Source organism: Streptomyces sp. BBFR51, from assembly GCF_044591655.1.
In the GTDB taxonomy this organism is placed as follows: Bacteria; Actinomycetota; Actinomycetes; order Streptomycetales; family Streptomycetaceae; genus Streptomyces.
In genome coordinates this window covers 6,874,406-6,891,836 of the sequence record NZ_CP172448.1, presented here as the reverse complement: position 1 = coordinate 6,891,836, position 17,431 = coordinate 6,874,406, and the positions used below count along the sequence as shown (strand labels likewise).

Here is a 17,431-nt window from a genome sequence, read left to right as displayed (position 1 = left end):
ACAAGCGGCCGGAGGGAAAGCCCCGGCCGTAGCCTGGGGGCATGGGTGATCTTTTTCTGGTTCGGCACGGTGAGACGGAGTGGTCGCGGTCCGGGCGGCACACCGGGCTGACGGACGTGCCGCTGACCGAGAACGGGCGGGAGCAGGCTCGGAGTCTGGTGCCGTTGATCCGGTCGCACCGGATCGGGGCCGCCTTCGTCAGCCCGTTCCAGCGGGCCCGGGAGACGGCCGAGCTGATCGGGCTGCACGGGGTGCGGATCGACCCCGACCTGCACGAGTGGGACTACGGCGGGTACGAGGGGGTCACGACGGTCGAGATCCATCGGAGCCGGCCGGGCTGGTTCCTGTTCGACGACGGGGTCGCGCCCGGGCCGCCGGACCATCCCGGGGAGACGCCGGATCAGGTGGGCGAGCGGGCCGACCGGGTGCTGGCCAGGGTCGAGGCCGCGTTCGCCAACACCGAGGGGTGTGTGGTGCTGGTGGCCCACGGGCATTTCCTGCGGGTGCTGACCGCGCGGCACCTGGGGCTGCCGCCGTCGCACGGGGCGCTGTTCCAGCTGGGCACGGGCACCCTGTGCCGGCTGGGCACGGAGCACGGTCGGCCGGTGATCGCGGCCTGGAATGTCAGACCTCCGTCGTAGTCTTCGAGGGCTTCGAGGGCTTCGTAGGCGTGGACGGTGAGGGAGGGAGGGACGTCGTGGCACTGTCGCCCACCGCCGCGCAGCGGCGCGTCATCGCCGCCGCCGACCCCGGTACCGGACGGGTGAAGGGCACCGAGGCGCAGCTCGCGGCGCTGGTGAAGCGGGGGCTCGCCTTCCGGCATCCGCGCCCGCCGCACGACCACTTCCTGACACCCGCCGGGCACCGGATACGGGAGGCGGCCGACGGCCCGGACGTGGTGGCGGTGGCGTCCGAGGCGCCCGCGGCATCGGCCGCCGGGGACGTGTTCGCCGCGCGGGTCGGCGGGGAGGAGGCCGCGCCGGGCGACGCGGGGCCCGCCCGGCTGCGGGAGGTGCGCGGCGCCTGGCAGGGGCTGCTGGAGCTGCGCCGGATGACGCATCCCGACGGGAGCACGGACCGGCCCTGCGGGTGGGAGCGGACCCATCTCGTGCGGGCCGCCGCGCTCGCGCTGGAGGCGGCCGGGCACCCTCCGGCGGGCCCGGCCGGCGACGACGGGTACCGGGTGCGGGCCACGCCGCAGCCGGAGGCCGTCGCCGTGTACGAGCCGGACGGCACCGCGCTGCGGGGCTGCGCGGCGACGCTGGAGCGGGCGGGATGGCAGGTCGGGGAGCACACAGAGCCGCGCACGCGGGCCCGCTATCTGCTGGCCTCCCCTCGGAAGGTGTGAGGCACCCGTGCCAGGATCGACCGGTCAGTACGTCCACGACGAGAGGCAGCAGCGGTGAGCGAGCCGTTTTCCGTCCCCGTGACGGTCCGCGGATACGAGACCGACACGCAGGGCCATCTGAACCAGTCCGTGTACCTGAACTACGCCGAGCACGCCCGCTGGTCACTGCTCCAGGCGGCCGGTATCCGGCAGGCCGACCTGGTGGCCCGGGGCGTGGGGCCCGTGGCCCTGGAGACGACCATCCGGTTCCGGCGGGAGCTGCTCGCCGGTGACGAGGTCACGGTGACCTGTGCGTTCGAGTGGGGCGAGGGCAAGACCTTCCGGATCCGGCAGCTCATCCGCAAGGCGGACGGCACCCTCGCCGCGGAGGTCGAGGGCGTCGGCGGGCTGATGGACCTGCGCGAGCGCAGGCTGGTGGCGGACCCCCGGCAGCGTTTCAAGGAACTGGCGGCGGAGCCGGGGCTGTTCGGTCTGTAGGCCTGTAGACCGGTACGGCGGTATCAGGTGTCCAGCAGCTCGGGGCGGTGTTCCGTGTCGTAGGCGGCGCGGGCCTCGGCGATGTACAGCCGGTTGCGCTCGGCCCAGTCCGTCAGCTGTTGCAGCGATGCGTGCAGTTCACGCGCCACGGGCGTCAGTTCGTACTCCACCTTCGGCGGCACCGTGGGGTGGACGGTGCGGGTGACCAGGCCGTCGCGCTCCAGGTTGCGCAGGGTCAGGGTGAGCATGCGGCGGCTGATGCCCTCGATGCCGCGCTCCAGTTCCGTGAAACGGATCGGGCCGTGCGCCGCCGCGACCAGGATCTGGACGCTCCACTTGCCCGCGACCCTGTCAAGAACCTCGCGGACCGGGCACGCGTGCGCGTTCACGACCTGGGAGGTAACACCGGTGTTCCTCTGGGACATCGAACTGCCTCCTTATGCCGGTCTCCTACGTTACTCACGATGGTCCCCGTTACAAGTCGTGCCCCATAGGGGTGCGGAAGAGAGCGGAGGGCATGTCACCATGACGAGCACGGTCGAGTCACCGGCGCGGACACCGAGGAGAACGTACTCCCGTTGGGCGTCCCTCGTCGTCCTGTGCGCGGGGGCGCTGATGACGATCCTGGACGGCAACATCGTCACGGTCGCCATGCCCGCCGTACAGAACGACCTGGGTTTCACGGGTCCCGGGCTGGCCTGGGTCGTCAACGCCTATCTGATCCCGTTCGGCGGGCTGCTGCTGCTGACGGGCCGCCTCGGCGACCTGGTGGGCCGCAAGCGGATGTTCACCACGGGGCTGGCGCTGTTCACCGTGGCGTCCGTGCTGTGCGGGGTGGCCACGGGCCAGGGGGTGCTGATCGCCGCCCGCGCCCTCCAGGGCGTGGGCGGGGCGATGACCATGGCGGTCGTGCTCGGCATGGTCGTCGCGCTCTTTCCCGAGCCCCGGGAGCGGGCCCGCGCGATCGCGGTGTTCAGTGCGGTCGGCGCGGCCGGCGGGGCGCTCGGCACCTTCCTCGGCGGCGCCCTGACCGAGGCACTGAGCTGGCACTGGATCTTCCTGATCAACCTGCCGATCGGCGTGGTCGCCTGGCTGGCGGCGGTCCGGGTCCTGGCCCCCGACGAGGGCGCGGGACTCGGCCGGGGCGCCGACTGCCCGGGCGCGGCGCTGGTCACCGGCGCGCTGATGCTGACGGTGTACACGATCACCGGCGCCGGTGATCGCGGGGCGTCCACCACGGCGCTCCTGGCCGTCGTCGCCTGCGCGCTGTTCGCCGGGTTCGCCGTCCGGCAGGCCCGCACCGCGCGTCCGCTGCTGCGCCTGCGGTTGTTCCGCTCACGGCTGCTGACCGGCGCCAACGCCGTTCAGGTGCTGATGGTCGCGGCGATGTACGGGTTCCAGTTCATCGGCGCGCTGTATCTGCAACGCGTGCTCGGCTACGGGGAGTTGGCGACAGGTACGGCGTTCCTGCCGGCGCCGGTCGCGATCGGGGTGCTGATGCTGGGGCTGTCGGCCCGCACGGTCGGCCGGTTCGGGCCGTACCGGGTGCTGCTGGCGGGGCTGGTGCTGATCGTCGCCGGAATGGCGTTGCTGAGCCGGGCTCCGGTGGACGGCTCGTACCTCACCGACGTACTGCCGCCCCTGCTGCTGCTCGCGGTCGGGTTCGCCGCGGCGATGCCCGCGTTGACGGGGCTGGCGATGGCGGGGGCGCGCGAGGAGGACGCGGGACTGGCGTCCGGGTTGTTCAACACCACGCAGGTGGTGGGCGGTTCGCTGGGTCTGGCGGTGCTGTCGACACTGGCGGCGGGCCGGACCGAAGGGCTGGTCGGCGGGGGCACCGGGACGGTGGCGGCGACGGCCGAGGGGTATCAGCTGGCGTTCCGGGTGGCGGCCGCGTTCGCGGTGGTCGCGCTCGCGGTGGCGGCGGCGGCTCTGCGGGAGCCCGCGGGCGGGACCGGTGCCGGCGGGAGCCGGTGACGGCAAAAGCCGGTGTCTCGCGGGGCGTCGCGAGACACCGGCCCGGCCGTGTCAGGTCTGCGGTGTCACGGTGTCACGGTGTGACCGGGGTCCGGGAGGTCTCGGTGATCTCCTCTCCCGCCTCCATCGGGTGGGTCACGTCCTCCGCTTCCCGTTCCCCGCCGCCGCCGATGTGGTTGAAGACCAGGTTGAGCAGGACGGCGGCCACACAGCCGGTCGAGATGCCCGAGTCGAGGATGATCCGGGCGTTCTCCGGGAACGAGTGGTAGAACTCCGGCGCCGCGATCGGGATGATGCCGACGGCCAGGGAGACCGCCACGATCAGGACGTTGTTGTCCTTGTCCAGGCTCGCCCGGACCAGCGTCTGGATGCCGCTGGCCGCGACCGAGCCGAACAGGACCACGCCGGCTCCGCCGAGCACCGGGCGGGGTACGACGGCGATGAGCGAGGCGGCCATCGGGCACAGGCCCATCAGGACCAGGAAGCCGCCGCCGACCGCGACGACGTAGCGGCTGCGGATCTTCGTCATCGCGACGAGGCCGATGTTCTGGGCGAAGGCGCTACACATGAAGCCGTTGAAGACCGGGCTGAGGGCCGAGCCCAGGGTGTCGGCGCGCAGGCCGGCCGCGATGGTCCTCTCGTCGGCCGGGCGGTCCACGATCTCGCCGAGGGCCAGCATGTCGGCCGTGGACTCGGTCATCGAGACGACCATCACCACGCACATGGAGAGGATCGCGGCGATCTGGAACTGCGGGGCGCCGAAGTGGAACGGCGTCGGGAAGCCGACGACGTCCGCGTCCGCGACCGGGCCGAAGTCCGCGACGCCGAACGGGATCGCGAGGATCGTGCCCGCGACCAGGCCGAGCAGCACGGCGATCTGCTTGACGAAGCCGCGGGTGAAGCGGCGCAGCAGAAGCACGATGACGAGGGTGATCGCGGCCAGGCCCAGGTTGGTCGCCGATCCGAAGTCGTCCGCGGTGGGACTGGGTCCCTGCGCCCAGCCGAAGGCGACGGGCAGCAGGGATATGCCTATCAGCGTGATGACGGTGCCGGTGACGACCGGCGGGAAGAAGCGAATCGCCTTGCTGAAGAAGGGAGCGGCGACGAAACCCAGCAGTCCGGCGACGATGACCGCGCCGAAGATGATCGGCAGCGCGTCGGACTTGTCGTCGGTGGAGGCGACGACCGCGGTCATGGGGGCGACACCGGCGAAGGTGACGCCGTTGACGAAGGGCAGCCTGGCACCGATCTTCCAGATGCCCAGGGTCTGGAGGAAGGTGGCCAGGCCCGCGGTGAACAGGCAGGCGCCGGTGAGGAAGGTCAGTTCGGTGGCGCTCAGGCCGATGGCCGCGCCGACGATCAGGGGTGGGGCGACGACTCCGGCGTACATGGCGGCCACGTGCTGGAGGCCGGTCGTCGCCATCTTGAGTGGCGGAAGTTTCTCGTCAACAGGGTGGTCGGCCACGGCGGCGTTCCTCCGGTCGGTTACACGTCGGCTCTGACGCGGGTGTCATGGAGGTGGTGCGGATGGTGGTCGTGCAGGACCTGGACGGACCGTTCGGGGAAACGGGGACCGCTCCGGGGGCGTGCGCGCAGGGCGCACGCCCCGGAGTCGGCCACCGTGGACCCCGCTCGGGTCCACGGTTACCGGCCGGGAGCCGTCCCTCCCGGCCGGAGATCAAGTGGTGTTCTGTTGTACGGGGTTCAGCCCTGCGCGGTGATCTGCGCCAGGCGTCGTGCCTCGTCCCGGGTGGAGCGGGCGATGGCGTCCTCGTCGACCGTGAGCAGCCGGCCGTCCTCGACGATCTGCCGGCCGTTCACGAACGAGGCCGTGACCGGGGCCGCCGCGCCGAAGACGAGGGCGGTCACCGGGTCGGCGATCGAGGAGTGGGCGAGGGTGTCCATCCGCCACAGCACCAGGTCGGCGAGTTTGCCCGCCTCCAGGGAGCCGGTCTCGGCGGCCCGGCCGAGGACCCGGGCGCCGCCGTACGTCCCCAGGCGCAGCGCCTTGCGGGCGTCCAGGGCGGCCTCGCGGTGGGCGCCGAGGCGGTTGACGAGCAGGGCGTTGCGCAGCTCGGTGTGGAGTTCGCCGGACTCGTTGGAGGCGGTGCCGTCGACGCCGAGGCCGACCGGGACGCCGGCGGCGAGCATGTCGGGGACGCGGGCGATGCCGGCGGCCAGCCGGGCGTTGGAGGAGGGGCAGTGGGCGACGCCGGTGCCGGTGCGGGCGAAGGCGTCGATGTCGGAGTCGTTCATGTGGACGCAGTGCGCCATCCACACGTCCTCGCCGAGCCAGCCGGTGGACTCGAAGTAGTCGGTGGGGCCCATGCCGAACAGCTCGTGGCAGAACTTCTCCTCCTCCACGGTCTCCGAGCCGTGGGTGTGCAGCCGCACGCCGAGCCGGCGAGCCAACTCGGCGCCCTGGCGCATCAGTTCGGTGGAGACGGAGAAGGGAGAGCAGGGCGCCACGGCGATCTGGGTCATGGCGTCGAAGGAGGCGTCGTGGTGCTCCTCGACGGTGGCCGCGGTGGCGGCGAGCGCGCCGTCCAGGCTCTCCACCGCGAAGTCCGGCGGCAGTCCGCCGTCGGACTCGCCGCGGTCCATCGAGCCGCGGGCGAGGGTGAAGCGGACGCCCGTCTCGCGGGCGGCGCGGATGATCGCGCCGGACAGGTCGCCGGTGCCCCGCGGGTAGACGTAGTGGTGGTCCATGGCGGTGGTGACACCGCCGCGGGCCATCATCGCCAGCGAGCCCTGGGCCGCCGCGTACGCCATCGGCTCGTCGATGCGCGCCCAGGTCGGGTACAGGGCGACCAGCCAGTCGAACAGGTTGTGATCGGTGGCCAGTCCCCGGGTGATCCACTGATAGAAGTGGTGGTGGGTGTTGACCAGCCCCGGCGTGACCAGGTGCCCTGTCGCGTCGATCCGGCGTACGACGTTCGCCAGGTCCTCGGGTGCCAATCCCGCGCCGACGGACTCGATCCTGTTGCCGGCGATCACCACGTGGCCCGAGGCGTACTCGGTGTCGCCCGCGTCCACGGTGGCGATCGCACAGTTCTCGATGACGGTGCGCTCGGCTGCCGATGATGCTGCCATGCTGCTTCCTTGTCTTTCAGTGGGGCCCATGGGCGGGGAGTCGAGTACCCACAGGAAGGGCACGGCAGGACCCTAGGAGGATTTGAGTGCCGGAGCCGCGTTGCGGCTCCGGGTGCCGAGATGGTCGAAGAACAGGTCAGAGGTTGGTCATGTCGACCGGGATGAGTTGCTCGGCGCCGTCCCGCAGGATGGTGGCCTCGATCAGGCCGTAGGGGCGGTCGGCGGCGTAGTAGACGGCGCCGTCCTTGGCCTCGTTGTCGATCCCGAAGGGCGACAGGTCCGAGCGGAAGTGGTGCTTGTTCGGCATCGAGAAACGGATCTCGTCGACCTCGTCGCGGGTGTTGAGTACCCGCACACCCATCTCGAAGAGGGTCTGCTGGAGCGAGTACGAGTAGGTCTCGGCGAACGCCTGGAGCGCGTGCTTGCGCACCCCGCCGTACGAGCGGTCCCAGTCGGGGGCGTGCGAGTCGACACCGTCCCAGTTGTGCCGCCACCAGGTGGAGACGGTGGTGGCGAGGATGCGGTCGTGGTCCTCCTGGAGGGTGGTGTACTTGTCCTTGAGGAAGCCGAAGAACTCGGAGTTGGTCGAGTTCAGGACGGTCAGGTCCTTGAAGCCGGAGAGCACCTGGATGCCGTGGCCGTCGTAGGTGATCTGGGCGACCCGGGTCTCCTGGCCGGTGCGGACGAAGGAGTGGGCGATCTCGTCCGCGCCGACGAAGCGGGCGCCGCCCTTCGACGTCTCGATCCGCTCCCAGCCGTACTCCTCGATGCGGATGCGGGCCCGGTGGATGGGCGCGTTGTCGTCCACGAAGTGGCGGGCGAGCTTGACGCCGAGGTCCTCGGCGCTCCGGATCCCGTGCTCCTTGGCGAAGGCGAACACCGTGTTCTTGGTGGTGTCGGTCGGCAGGACGTTCGCGTTGGAGCCGCTGCGGTGGACCTCCTCCATGTCGCCGGACAGGGCGACGGAGACGTTGAGGTCCTTGATGTGGTGTGTGTCGCCGTCACGCGTGATCTTGACAACGCGGTTCTCCGCCTTGCCGTACTGGTTCTGTCCCAGGACGAAACGGGTCATGATTCGGTCAGCTCCCTCGGTAAACGGAGTAGCCGAACGGGTTGAGCAGCAGCGGAACGTGGTAGTGCTCGCCGGGCACCACCGCGAAGGTGATGGTGACCTCGGGGAAGAACACGGGCCGGCCGTTCTCGCTGTCCCGGAGCGCGGGGGCGTCCTGCTGGGCCGCGGCTTGTTTGTTGGCGAAGTACGTCTCGGTGTCGAAGTCGAGCCGTACGTGGGTGGTGCCCTCCGGCAGGGCCGGCAGGTCCTTGCACCGTCCGTCCGCGTCGGTCGCGGAGGCGCCGAGCTCTTTCCAGTCCGCCTCGCGCCCGGTGCGGGCACCGAGGTGGACGGGGACGCCCTCGGCGGGGCGGCCGACGCTGGTGTCCAGGATGTGCGTGGACACGGAGGCGGTGGTGCTGGTGCTCATGGTCGGGCGTCCTGTTCGACGAGTCGGGTCAGGCGGATGCGGTTGATCTTCCCCAGTTCGGTGCGGACGATCTCCCGCTCCTGCTCGGGCGAGTTGCCGATCCGCTCCAGGGCCGCGTCCCGCAGCTGCTCGCCGGTCCGGCCGGTGGCGCAGATGAGGAAGACGTGGCCGAACTTCTCCTGGTAGGCCAGGTTCAGTTCGAGCATCTCCGCCTTGAGTCCGTCGGCGGCCGAGGCCATGCCCGACTGTTCGCGGGACGAGGTGGGGTCGCCCGGTTCGGGTCGGCCGATCGGCGGGTGCCCCGCCATCGCCTCCGCGAGGTCCTCGGCGCTCAGCGAGGCCGTGGCGGCGTCGCTGGCGGCGTAGAGGTCCTCGGGGGTGGTGAAGGGGCGGGTGGCGAGCAGGTGCCGGGCCCATGCCGTGGAGGCGCACGCCTCGTGGAGTTCGGCGCGTGCCGCGGACTCCTCGAGGGTGTTGAATCGGGCCAGGCCCGACGCGGAAGTGGACGTCACGGGAGCCTCCGTGGCCTTGTGCTGAGCGGGCGTGCCGACAGCTAACGCCCTCGGAAACACGCCGTCAACACTTTGTTGAAAATTCGGGGTGACGGAAGCCGCCGCCCGGTCACCGGACGGCGGCTTGCTGTTCAGGGAGTCGTGCCTGGTCAGGCGCCAGGCTCGGGTCAGGCACCCCGCGCGGGTCAGATGCCTTTCTCGCGGTTGAGGTAGTTGTAGACGGTGAAGCGGCTGACCCCCAGGGCGCCCGCGACGGTTTCCACGCCGTGGCGCACGGAGAAGGCACCGCGCGCCTCCAGCATCCGCACCACTTCCTGCTTGGCCCGCCGGTCCAGGTCGGCGAGCGGCCTGCCCTGCCGGCGCTCCAGGGCGGCCAGGATGTGGTCCAGGGAGTCCGCGAGCTGCGGCAGGCGTACGGCGACGACGTCGGCGCCCTCCCAGGAGAGCACGACGTCGTCCTGGCCGGCCTCGTCCGGCGGGAGCATCTCGCCGCCCATGGCGTCGACCAGGGGTTTCACGGCCGCGATGAAGGGCTCCTCCCCCGGGCCGGTCACCGGTCGCCGTCCTCGGCCACGCGCTCGTCGACCACGTTGACCTGGAGCGAGATCCGGGTGGCGCCCGCGTGCAGGGACCTGCGCAGCAGCGCGTCGACGGCGGCGAGCACCGCGTCGGCGCCACCCTCGGCGGTGTTGCCGAACGGGCCGACGTCGACCGCGTCCAGCTCCGCGGCCTCGACGACCTCCCGGGCCACCACCGCGTGCGCGGGCGCCTCGTCCAGGTCGAAGGGCTCGGTCGTGAACTCCACTCTCAATCGCACGCGGTCAACCTAACGCGGGGTGACCACTTTCCGCCGCCCCCTCTTGACAAGGCAGGAAGCCTGACGGCAATCTTCCATTAAGCAGAAACGAACTTCCGTAATGCGGAACACGATCGAACGGAAGGGAGCGCGGCACCCGATGGGCTTTGCAGACCAGCGCTTCAACGTCAACCTGTCGATCCTCTTCACGGAACTCCCGCTCCTGGAGCGTCCCGCGGCCGCCGCCGCGGCCGGCTTCACCGCGGTCGAGCTGTGGTGGCCCTGGATCGACTCGCCCACCCCCGAGCAGTCCGAACTCGACGCCCTCAAGTCGGCGATCGAGGACGCGGGCGTCCAGCTCACCGGGCTCAACTTCTACGCCGGACAGCTGCCGGGTCCCGACCGAGGCGCCCTGTCGGTCCCCGGCGAGGAGTCGGACCGCTTCCGCGCCAACATCGACGTGGCCGCCGGCTTCGCGGCGTCGCTGGGCTGCACCGCCCTCAACGCCCTGTACGGCAACCGCGTCGAGGGTGTGGACCCGGCCGAGCAGGACCGGCTCGCGCTGGAGAACCTGGTCCTCGCCGCCCGCGCGGCCGACCGGATCGGCGCGATCCTGCTGGTCGAGGCGCTCAACGCGCCCGAGTCCCCCCGGTACCCGCTGGTGTCGGCGCCGGCCGCGATCGAGGTCGTCGACAAGGTCAATGAGGCGACCGGACTCGGCAACGCCAAGTTCCTCATGGACCTCTACCACCTGTCCATGAACGGTGAGGACCTCCCGCAGGTGATCGACGCGTACGCCGCGAAGACCGGCCACGTCCAGATCGCCGACAATCCGGGCCGCGGCGCCCCCGGCACGGGCTCCCTCCCGCTGGAGGAGCTGCTCGACCGGCTGGCGAAGGCGGGTTACGACGGCTGGGTCGGCCTGGAGTACAAGCCGGACGACCGCCCGAGCGCCCAGGCCTTCGACTGGCTGCCCCACGAGGCCCGCGCCGCCCGCTGATCACCACCGAGTACTGAGAGGCACCCCGACATGAGCAACAACCTTCCCTCCGTCGCCTGGATCGGTCTCGGCATCATGGGCTCCCCCATGTCGGAGAACCTGATCAAGGCGGGTTACCAGGTCACCGGCTTCACCCTGGAGCAGGAGAAGCTCGACCGCCTGGCCGCCGCCGGCGGCACCGCGGCCGGCTCGATCGCCGAGGCCGTGCGCGACGCCGACGTCGTCGTCACCATGGTGCCCGCGTCGCCGCAGGTCGAGGCCATCGCCTACGGCCCCGACGGCATCCTGGAGAACGCGAAGTCCGGCGCGCTGCTGGTCGACATGTCCTCGATCACCCCGCAGACCTCCGTGGACCTCGCGAAGGCGGCCGAGGACAAGGGCATCCGCGTCCTGGACGCCCCCGTCTCCGGCGGCGAGGCCGGCGCGATCGAGGCCGTGCTGTCCATCATGGTCGGCGGCGAGCAGGCCGACTTCGACGAGGCCAAGCCGCTCCTGGAGGCGCTCGGCAAGACCATCGTGCTGTGCGGTCCGCACGGCTCGGGCCAGACCGTGAAGGCCGCCAACCAGCTGATCGTCGCCGTGAACATCCAGGCGTGCGCCGAGGCCGTCGTCTTCCTGGAGAAGTCGGGCGTGGACCTGAAGGCCGCCCTGGACGTCCTGGGCGGCGGCCTGGCCGGCTCGACCGTGCTGACGCGCAAGAAGGACAACTTCCTGGCCCGTGACTTCAAGCCGGGCTTCCGCATCGACCTGCACCACAAGGACATGGGCATCGTCACCGACGCCGCCCGCAACGTGGGCGCGGCACTGCCGGTCGGCGCCGTGGTGGCCCAGCTGGTCGCCTCGCTGCGCGCCCAGGGGGACGGCGGCCTGGACCACTCGGCGCTGCTGCGGGCCGTGGAGCGCCTCTCCGGCGACCAGGTCTGACCGGCCGCGTCCCCTGAGACCTCCGGGTGGCGCCGCCGCTGACACCTGTCATGTCGCGCCCGAGCGGTGGCGCCGCCCGGAACCCACTTCAACAAACTGTTGACCTGCCCCCGCCCCAAATCTAGGCTCCACGAAGCAGAAACGAGTTTCCGCCGCTCCTCGCACGGAAGACCACGGAAGGTCCACGATGTCGCAGCGCGTGCTCACGGCGCGAACTCTCACCACGGAGTCCGGCGCCCCGGTCGCAGACAACCAGAACTCCGCCTCCGCCGGCATCGGCGGTCCCCTCCTGCTCCAGGACCAGCACCTCATCGAGAAGCTCGCGCGCTTCAACCGCGAGCGCATCCCGGAGCGCGTGGTGCACGCCCGCGGCTCCGGCGCCTACGGCCACTTCGAGGTGACCGACGACGTCACCGGCTACACGCACGCCGACTTCCTGAACACGGTCGGCAGGCGCACCGAGGTCTTCCTGCGCTTCTCCACCGTCGCCGACTCGCTCGGCGGCGCGGACGCGGTCCGCGACCCGCGGGGCTTCGCGCTGAAGTTCTACACCGAGGAGGGCAACTACGACCTCGTCGGCAACAACACCCCGGTGTTCTTCATCAAGGACCCGATCAAGTTCCCCGACTTCATCCACTCGCAGAAGCGCGACCCGTTCACGGGCCGTCAGGAGCCGGACAACGTCTTCGACTTCTGGGCGCACTCCCCCGAGGCCACCCACCAGGTGACCTGGCTGATGGGCGACCGCGGCATCCCGGCGTCGTACCGGCACATGGACGGCTTCGGCTCGCACACCTACCAGTGGACGAACGGCCAGGGCGAGTCCTTCTTCGTCAAGTACCACTTCAAGACCGACCAGGGCATCCGCTGCCTGACCGCCGAGCAGGCGGCGGAGATCGCGGGCCAGGACCCGACCTCGCACCAGACGGACCTGGTGCAGGCCATCGAACGGGGTGTGTACCCGTCGTGGACCCTGCACGTGCAGCTGATGCCGGTGGCCGAGGCGGCGAACTACCGCTTCAACCCGTTCGACGTGACCAAGGTGTGGCCGCACGCCGACTACCCGCTCAAGCGGGTCGGCCGGCTGGTGCTGGACCGCAACCCGGACAACGTCTTCGCCGAGGTCGAGCAGGCCGCGTTCTCCCCGAACAACTTCGTGCCGGGCATCGGCCCCTCCCCCGACAAGATGCTCCAGGGCCGGCTGTTCGCCTACGCGGACGCGCACCGCTACCGCCTGGGCGTCAACCACACCCAGCTCGCGGTGAACGCCCCGAAGGCGGTGCCCGGCGGCGCGGACAACTACGGCCGCGACGGTCTGATGGCGTCCAACGCGCAGGACCGGTACGCCAAGAACTACGAGCCGAACTCCTACGACGGTCCGGCCGAGACCGGCCGTCCGCCGGCGGCCCCGCTCCCGGTGTCCGGCCACACGGGCACCCACGAGGCACCGCTGCACACCAAGGACGACCCCTTCTTCCAGGCCGGTGAGCTGTACCGGCTGATGAGCGAGGACGAGAAGAAGCGTCTGATCGCGAACATCGCCGGCGGCCTGTCCCAGGTCTCCCGGGGTGACGTGGTCGACAAGAACCTCGCGCACTTCCACGCCGCCGACCCGGAGTACGGCAAGCGCGTGGAGGAGGCGGTCCGCGCCCTGCGCGAGGACTGACCCACCGGCTCGCGCACGGGACCCGGCGGGGAGGCCGGGACCGTGCGCGCGGCCCGCGCAGGCACCGAAGCGGCCCGGATGAGGGGTCACCGCGAGGTGCGGGCGCGGGCAGGGCGAGGACCGCGGCGGCCAGCGAGCCAGTGCGGTGGTGAAGGGCACGGACGTTCCTCCTACGACCTGAGGGGAGGAGCCGCTCCGGCCCGTCGCACCGCCGCGGTCCCAGCCACCCCGCCTCACCCCGCCTCTTCGGAACCCGCGAAGAGGCCCCAGGACTCCGTCCGGCGGCGCGAACGACCTGTCGCGCCCAGCCTCGCGCCGCCGGACGGACACCACGTGAAGAACCTCAAGAACCTTCACCGGCCGAGCGGCGCCGGATGCGGACGGTCCCGCATCCGGCGCCGCTCGGCGTTCGGCGTTCGCCGGGGTGCGGATCGGCCGCCCGCGCAGCAGCCTGAAGGCATGGCGCCTCCCACGACACCCCCACCCGGGCCTCCGCACATCGTCGTCCACTCCCCCGCCCTCGACGGCTCCCGCCGGGTCACCTCGGGCGAGGAGACCCTCGGCGTCGCCTCGCACATCGACGACGTCGCCGAACTGCTGCGGCTGGCCGACCTGTACGTGACCGACGTCGAGTCGAGCGGCCTGGTCGAGTGGCAGGGCGGCGGCCCGGAGGACTGGCCCGGGCTGCACGAGCACCACGAACACGACGAACGCGATGAGCACCACGAGCACGACGAGCACCGCGGTGGCTGAACGCGCGTAGGAGCCCCCCGCAGCGGGCACAACCCCGGCAAACACGGGGGCGCACGGGGGTGGTGTCGTGGGCGGTGGCACGGAGATCGGGTGGGAGCCGCACGAGATCGCGCTGCTGGGCGGCGGCCCGCGAGCCGCTGTCACGGTGGCGGTGGTCGCCCTGCACCTGCGGGGCGCCGTCGAGACCGGCCCGCGCAGGACGCTGTGCGCGACGGGTCCGGAGCCGGAGGGACTGGGACCGTTCGAGGGGACCGTCCTGGACTGTCTGCGCGAGCCGCTCACCGCTCGTGAGCTGGTCCGGAACCCGGACGTGCGCCTGGCCCTGGCCCTGACGCGCATCCCGCTCGCGGAGGACGGGCTGCTGGGCCACCCCTGGCTCAGGCCGACCCGCGGCGCCCGCCGGCGCGTGGCGTTCTGGCGGGAGCGGCATCCGCTGCCGGTGGTCAGGCACGGGCTGACGGACGAGGACACGCTCCTCGCGGTCGCCCTGCACGGCGACGCCGCCCTGCGCCTGCTCCTGCCGCGCTTCGCGCTGCGGACCGGGCTGACGGACCCGGGCGCACCGGCCGACGGGGTGCGCTTCTCCCTGGGCCGGGGCAGGTTCCTGAGGTGGCGCGACGAGTACGAGGACTCGGTCTCGGGCGACTGGGGCGCGGGCCACGGGGACCATTCGGGCGGCTGCGGCTCAGGGGGCGGCGGGGGTGGCTCGGACTGAGCCCGTGCACGCGTGGGAGCGGCCCGTCCCAGAGGAACGGGCCGCTCCGGGTACTCGGCGCGTCAGACCTTCAGCGGCTTGATCGCGGTCGGGGCGTGCCCCGGCTCGGTCGCCGGCTCCTCGAACTCCATGACGTTGGAGATGTCGTTGGTGCCCGACATGGAGATGTTGGTGACGCGCTCCAGGATCGCCTCGACGACGACCGGCACCCGGTGCTCGGCGGCGAGCTTCTTGGCCTGTTCCAGGGCCGCGCCCAGCTCGTTCGGGTCGGTCACCCGGATCGCCCTGCAGCCCAGGCCCTCGGCGACCTTGACGTGGTCGACGCCGTAGACGCCCAGCTCGGGCGAGTTGATGTTCTCGAACTCCAGGTTGACCTGGAAGTCGATGTCGAACGCCCGCTGCGCCTGGCGGATCAGGCCCAGGTAGGAGTTGTTCACCAGGACGTGCACGTACGGGATCTTGTGCTGGGCGCCGACGGCCAGTTCCTCCAGCATGAACTGGAAGTCGTAGTCCCCGGAGAGCGCCACGACCTGGGCGTCGGGGTCGGCCTTGGCGACGCCGAGGGCGGCCGGGACGGTCCAGCCGAGCGGTCCGGCCTGGCCGCAGTTGATCCAGTGCCGCGGGCGGTAGACGTGCAGCATCTGGGCGCCGGCGATCTGGGAGAGGCCGATGGTGGAGACGTAGCGGGTTTCCGGGCCGAAGGCCTTGTTCATCTCCTCGTAGACGCGCTGCGGCTTGATCGGGATGTCGTCGAAGTGCGTACGGCGCTGGAGGGTCGCCCTGCGTTCCTGCGCGGAGGCGGCCCACTGCGAGCGGTCGGGCAGCTTGCCGGCCGCCTTCAGCTCCTTGGCCACCTGGACGAACAGCTCGAGGGCGGCCTTGGCGTCGGAGGCGATGCCGTAGTCGGGGGCGAAGATCTTGCCGATCTGGGTCGGTTCGACGTCGACGTGGACGAACTTCCGTCCGGCGGTGTAGACGTCGAGCTTGCCGGTGTGGCGGTTGGCCCAGCGGTTGCCGATGCCGAGGACGAAGTCGGACTCCAGGAAGGTCGCGTTGCCGTAGCGGTGCGAGGTCTGGAGGCCGACCATGCCGGCGTTCAGCTCGTGGTCGTCGGGCAGCAGGCCCCAGCCCATCAGGGTCGGCACGACCGGGGTGCCGGTCAGCTCGGCGAACTCCACCAGGAGGTCGGCGGCGTCGGCGTTGATGACACCGCCGCCGGCCACGATCAGCGGGCGCTCGGACGCGTTGAGCAGACCGATGGCCTTCTCGATCTGGGCGCGGGAGGCGGTGGGCCGGTAGACGGGGAGCGGCTCGTAGGTGTCCGGGTCGAACTCGATCTCGGTCGTCTGGACATCGATGGGCAGGTCGATGAGGACCGGGCCCGGGCGGCCGGAGCGCATGAGGTGGAAGGCCTGCTGGAAGACGCCGGGGACCTGCGCGGCCTCCAGGACGGTGACCGCCATCTTGGTGACCGGCTTGGCGATGGAGGCGATGTCGACGGCCTGGAAGTCCTCCTTGTGGATCACCGCGGTCGGCGCCTGGCCGGTGATGCACAGGATCGGGATCGAGTCGCCGATCGCGGAGTACAGGCCCGTGATCATGTCGGTGCCCGCCGGACCGGAGGTGCCGACGCAGACGCCGATGTTGCCGGGGTGGGTGCGGGTGTAGCCCTCGGCCATGTGCGAGGCGCCCTCGACGTGGCGGGCGAGGGTGTGCTGGACGCCGCCGGACGCCTTGAGCGCCGCGTAGAAGGGGTTGATCGCCGCGCCGGGCACACCGAACGCGTCGGTGACGCCCTCGCGCTTGAGAATCTCAACTGCCGCTCGGGCAGCGGTCATACGAGCCATCGAGTACTCCTGCTCCGGCTGTCGGATTCGCACTCCCGTCGCGCCCCGCGGTGAGCTTCTTCCGTAGCAACTTCCGTATAGCGAAATTAGATTTCTACGATCTGGAAGTAATGTAAGTGGGCAGCCGAAGGCCGTCAAGGGAGGACGATGGGGGTCATGTCCGAGACCATCTCGGTGTGCTGCACCGCCTGCGGGCGCCGGCACCGCTACACGGCACCGTCGTATCCCTGCGCCTGCGGGGCGCCCGTCGCCCCGGAGCTGGATCCGCGCGGGACGGCGACCGCGGTCACCCACCGGACGTGGGACGAGGAGTGGATCGGGGTGCGCTGCGCGGCCTGCGGGGCCGAGAGCAGGTGGCCGCGGCCGGAGCTGGGCTGCCCGTGCGGGACGGTGCTGTGCGTGCCGGTGGACCGCTCGGCCGCGGGCCGCTCCGGGCGCACCCCCGGTTCGCGGGTCCCGGCGCACCGGGCCGTCCCGATCCGCACCGCCCGCGACGCGGTCACCGCCGCCGTCCTGTATCTGCGCGGGCTCGGCCACCGGGACGTGCGCCGCGCCGACCAGCGGCCCCTGTCCGGCATCGGCCTCGCCGCGCCCGGCATCGTCGTCCAGGTGGATCCGACGGTGGGCCCGGCCTCGGTGCGGGACGTGGAGTGCCTGTGGCTGACGGCGATGGCGGAGTCGGCGCGGTGCGTGTACTTCTCCCTGGCCGGGTACGCCGAGGAGGCCCGGGTCCGCGCCGACCTGCTGGACGTCCCGCTCTTCGTGCTCGAGCCGACGGGCGTGCCGCGTCCGGCGAACGCGCCGGCCGTGGCGCTGGACGCCACGGCCGGCTGAGAACTGCC

19 protein-coding genes are annotated in these 17,431 nt (G+C 71.4%); 10 read left to right on the top strand and 9 right to left on the bottom strand.

Annotated features, from left to right (window positions below):
* Positions 1–41 precede the first annotated feature (41 nt).
* The 3 genes from ACGH7X_RS31460 to ACGH7X_RS31450 are packed head-to-tail and all read left to right on the top strand — an operon-like array spanning position 42 to position 1,825.
* Entirely contained in the window at positions 42–641 is a 600-nt protein-coding gene (locus ACGH7X_RS31460; protein ID WP_399891464.1) for a histidine phosphatase family protein, read from the top strand.
* A 56-nt stretch (positions 642–697) separates the two neighbouring features.
* Positions 698–1,348 carry a hypothetical protein gene (locus ACGH7X_RS31455; RefSeq protein WP_399891461.1) on the top strand — a complete coding sequence of 217 codons (651 nt, stop codon included), beginning with the start codon at positions 698–700 and terminating at the stop codon, positions 1,346–1,348.
* Positions 1,349–1,402: 54 nt separating this feature from the next.
* Positions 1,403–1,825: an acyl-CoA thioesterase gene (locus ACGH7X_RS31450; protein WP_399891458.1), complete on the top strand. Its 423-nt coding sequence runs from the start codon at positions 1,403–1,405 to the stop codon at positions 1,823–1,825.
* Between the two features lie 23 nt (positions 1,826–1,848).
* On the opposite strand, the gene ACGH7X_RS31445 is transcribed toward ACGH7X_RS31450, so the two are convergent.
* Positions 1,849–2,250 carry a winged helix-turn-helix transcriptional regulator gene (locus ACGH7X_RS31445; protein WP_399891455.1) on the bottom strand — a complete coding sequence of 134 codons (402 nt, stop codon included), beginning with the start codon at positions 2,248–2,250 and terminating at the stop codon, positions 1,849–1,851.
* A 100-nt stretch (positions 2,251–2,350) separates the two neighbouring features.
* Here ACGH7X_RS31445 and ACGH7X_RS31440 point away from each other — a divergent pair, with 100 nt between their 5' ends.
* Positions 2,351–3,802, top strand: coding sequence for an MFS transporter (locus ACGH7X_RS31440; protein WP_399891452.1), 1,452 nt, complete (start codon positions 2,351–2,353; stop codon positions 3,800–3,802).
* A gap of 73 nt (positions 3,803–3,875) precedes the next feature.
* On the opposite strand, the gene ACGH7X_RS31435 is transcribed toward ACGH7X_RS31440, so the two are convergent.
* From ACGH7X_RS31435 to ACGH7X_RS31405, 7 genes are all read right to left on the bottom strand, one after another.
* Positions 3,876–5,267: a nucleobase:cation symporter-2 family protein gene (locus ACGH7X_RS31435; protein WP_399891449.1), complete on the bottom strand. Its 1,392-nt coding sequence runs from the start codon at positions 5,265–5,267 to the stop codon at positions 3,876–3,878.
* 239 nt (positions 5,268–5,506) lie between these two features.
* Positions 5,507–6,895, bottom strand: coding sequence for an 8-oxoguanine deaminase (locus ACGH7X_RS31430; protein WP_399891446.1), 1,389 nt, complete (start codon positions 6,893–6,895; stop codon positions 5,507–5,509).
* A 136-nt stretch (positions 6,896–7,031) separates the two neighbouring features.
* Positions 7,032–7,967, bottom strand: coding sequence for a factor-independent urate hydroxylase (gene pucL, locus ACGH7X_RS31425; RefSeq protein WP_399891443.1), 936 nt, complete (start codon positions 7,965–7,967; stop codon positions 7,032–7,034).
* A gap of 7 nt (positions 7,968–7,974) precedes the next feature.
* Positions 7,975–8,376 carry a hydroxyisourate hydrolase gene (gene uraH, locus ACGH7X_RS31420; protein WP_399891440.1) on the bottom strand — a complete coding sequence of 134 codons (402 nt, stop codon included), beginning with the start codon at positions 8,374–8,376 and terminating at the stop codon, positions 7,975–7,977.
* Positions 8,373–8,888: a 2-oxo-4-hydroxy-4-carboxy-5-ureidoimidazoline decarboxylase gene (uraD, locus tag ACGH7X_RS31415; RefSeq protein ID WP_399891437.1), complete on the bottom strand. Its 516-nt coding sequence runs from the start codon at positions 8,886–8,888 to the stop codon at positions 8,373–8,375. The genes uraH and uraD overlap by 4 nt, the downstream gene beginning before the upstream one ends.
* 185 nt (positions 8,889–9,073) lie before the next feature.
* Entirely contained in the window at positions 9,074–9,442 is a 369-nt protein-coding gene (locus ACGH7X_RS31410; protein ID WP_399891435.1) for a helix-turn-helix domain-containing protein, read from the bottom strand.
* Positions 9,439–9,705, bottom strand: coding sequence for a hypothetical protein (locus ACGH7X_RS31405; protein WP_399891432.1), 267 nt, complete (start codon positions 9,703–9,705; stop codon positions 9,439–9,441). Before ACGH7X_RS31405 ends, ACGH7X_RS31410 begins: the two co-directional genes overlap by 4 nt.
* Before the next feature lie 139 nt (positions 9,706–9,844).
* Between ACGH7X_RS31405 and ACGH7X_RS31400 the strand changes: the two genes are divergently transcribed.
* From ACGH7X_RS31400 to ACGH7X_RS31380, 5 genes are all read left to right on the top strand, one after another.
* Entirely contained in the window at positions 9,845–10,684 is an 840-nt protein-coding gene (locus ACGH7X_RS31400) for a TIM barrel protein (protein WP_399891430.1), read from the top strand.
* Positions 10,685–10,714: 30 nt separating this feature from the next.
* On the top strand, positions 10,715–11,608 hold the full coding sequence (locus ACGH7X_RS31395; protein WP_399891427.1) for a 2-hydroxy-3-oxopropionate reductase: 894 nt from the start codon (positions 10,715–10,717) through the stop codon (positions 11,606–11,608).
* A gap of 187 nt (positions 11,609–11,795) precedes the next feature.
* Positions 11,796–13,274 (top strand): catalase, encoded by a 1,479-nt coding sequence (locus ACGH7X_RS31390; protein ID WP_399891424.1) that lies wholly within the window; start codon positions 11,796–11,798, stop codon positions 13,272–13,274.
* A gap of 459 nt (positions 13,275–13,733) precedes the next feature.
* Positions 13,734–14,027: a hypothetical protein gene (locus ACGH7X_RS31385; protein ID WP_399891421.1), complete on the top strand. Its 294-nt coding sequence runs from the start codon at positions 13,734–13,736 to the stop codon at positions 14,025–14,027.
* A 67-nt stretch (positions 14,028–14,094) separates the two neighbouring features.
* Positions 14,095–14,742 carry a TIGR04222 domain-containing membrane protein gene (locus tag ACGH7X_RS31380; RefSeq protein WP_399891418.1) on the top strand — a complete coding sequence of 216 codons (648 nt, stop codon included), beginning with the start codon at positions 14,095–14,097 and terminating at the stop codon, positions 14,740–14,742.
* Positions 14,743–14,804: 62 nt separating this feature from the next.
* Here the strand turns inward: ACGH7X_RS31380 and gcl are convergent, their stop codons facing one another.
* The gene (gcl, locus tag ACGH7X_RS31375) at positions 14,805–16,589 is read right to left on the bottom strand and encodes a glyoxylate carboligase (protein WP_399891416.1); all 1,785 of its coding nucleotides are present in this window, start codon (positions 16,587–16,589) and stop codon (positions 14,805–14,807) included.
* Between the two features lie 147 nt (positions 16,590–16,736).
* On the opposite strand from gcl, the gene ACGH7X_RS31370 reads away from it, so the two are divergent.
* Positions 16,737–17,423, top strand: coding sequence for a hypothetical protein (locus ACGH7X_RS31370; RefSeq protein ID WP_399891414.1), 687 nt, complete (start codon positions 16,737–16,739; stop codon positions 17,421–17,423).
* Positions 17,424–17,431: the final 8 nt, after the last annotated feature.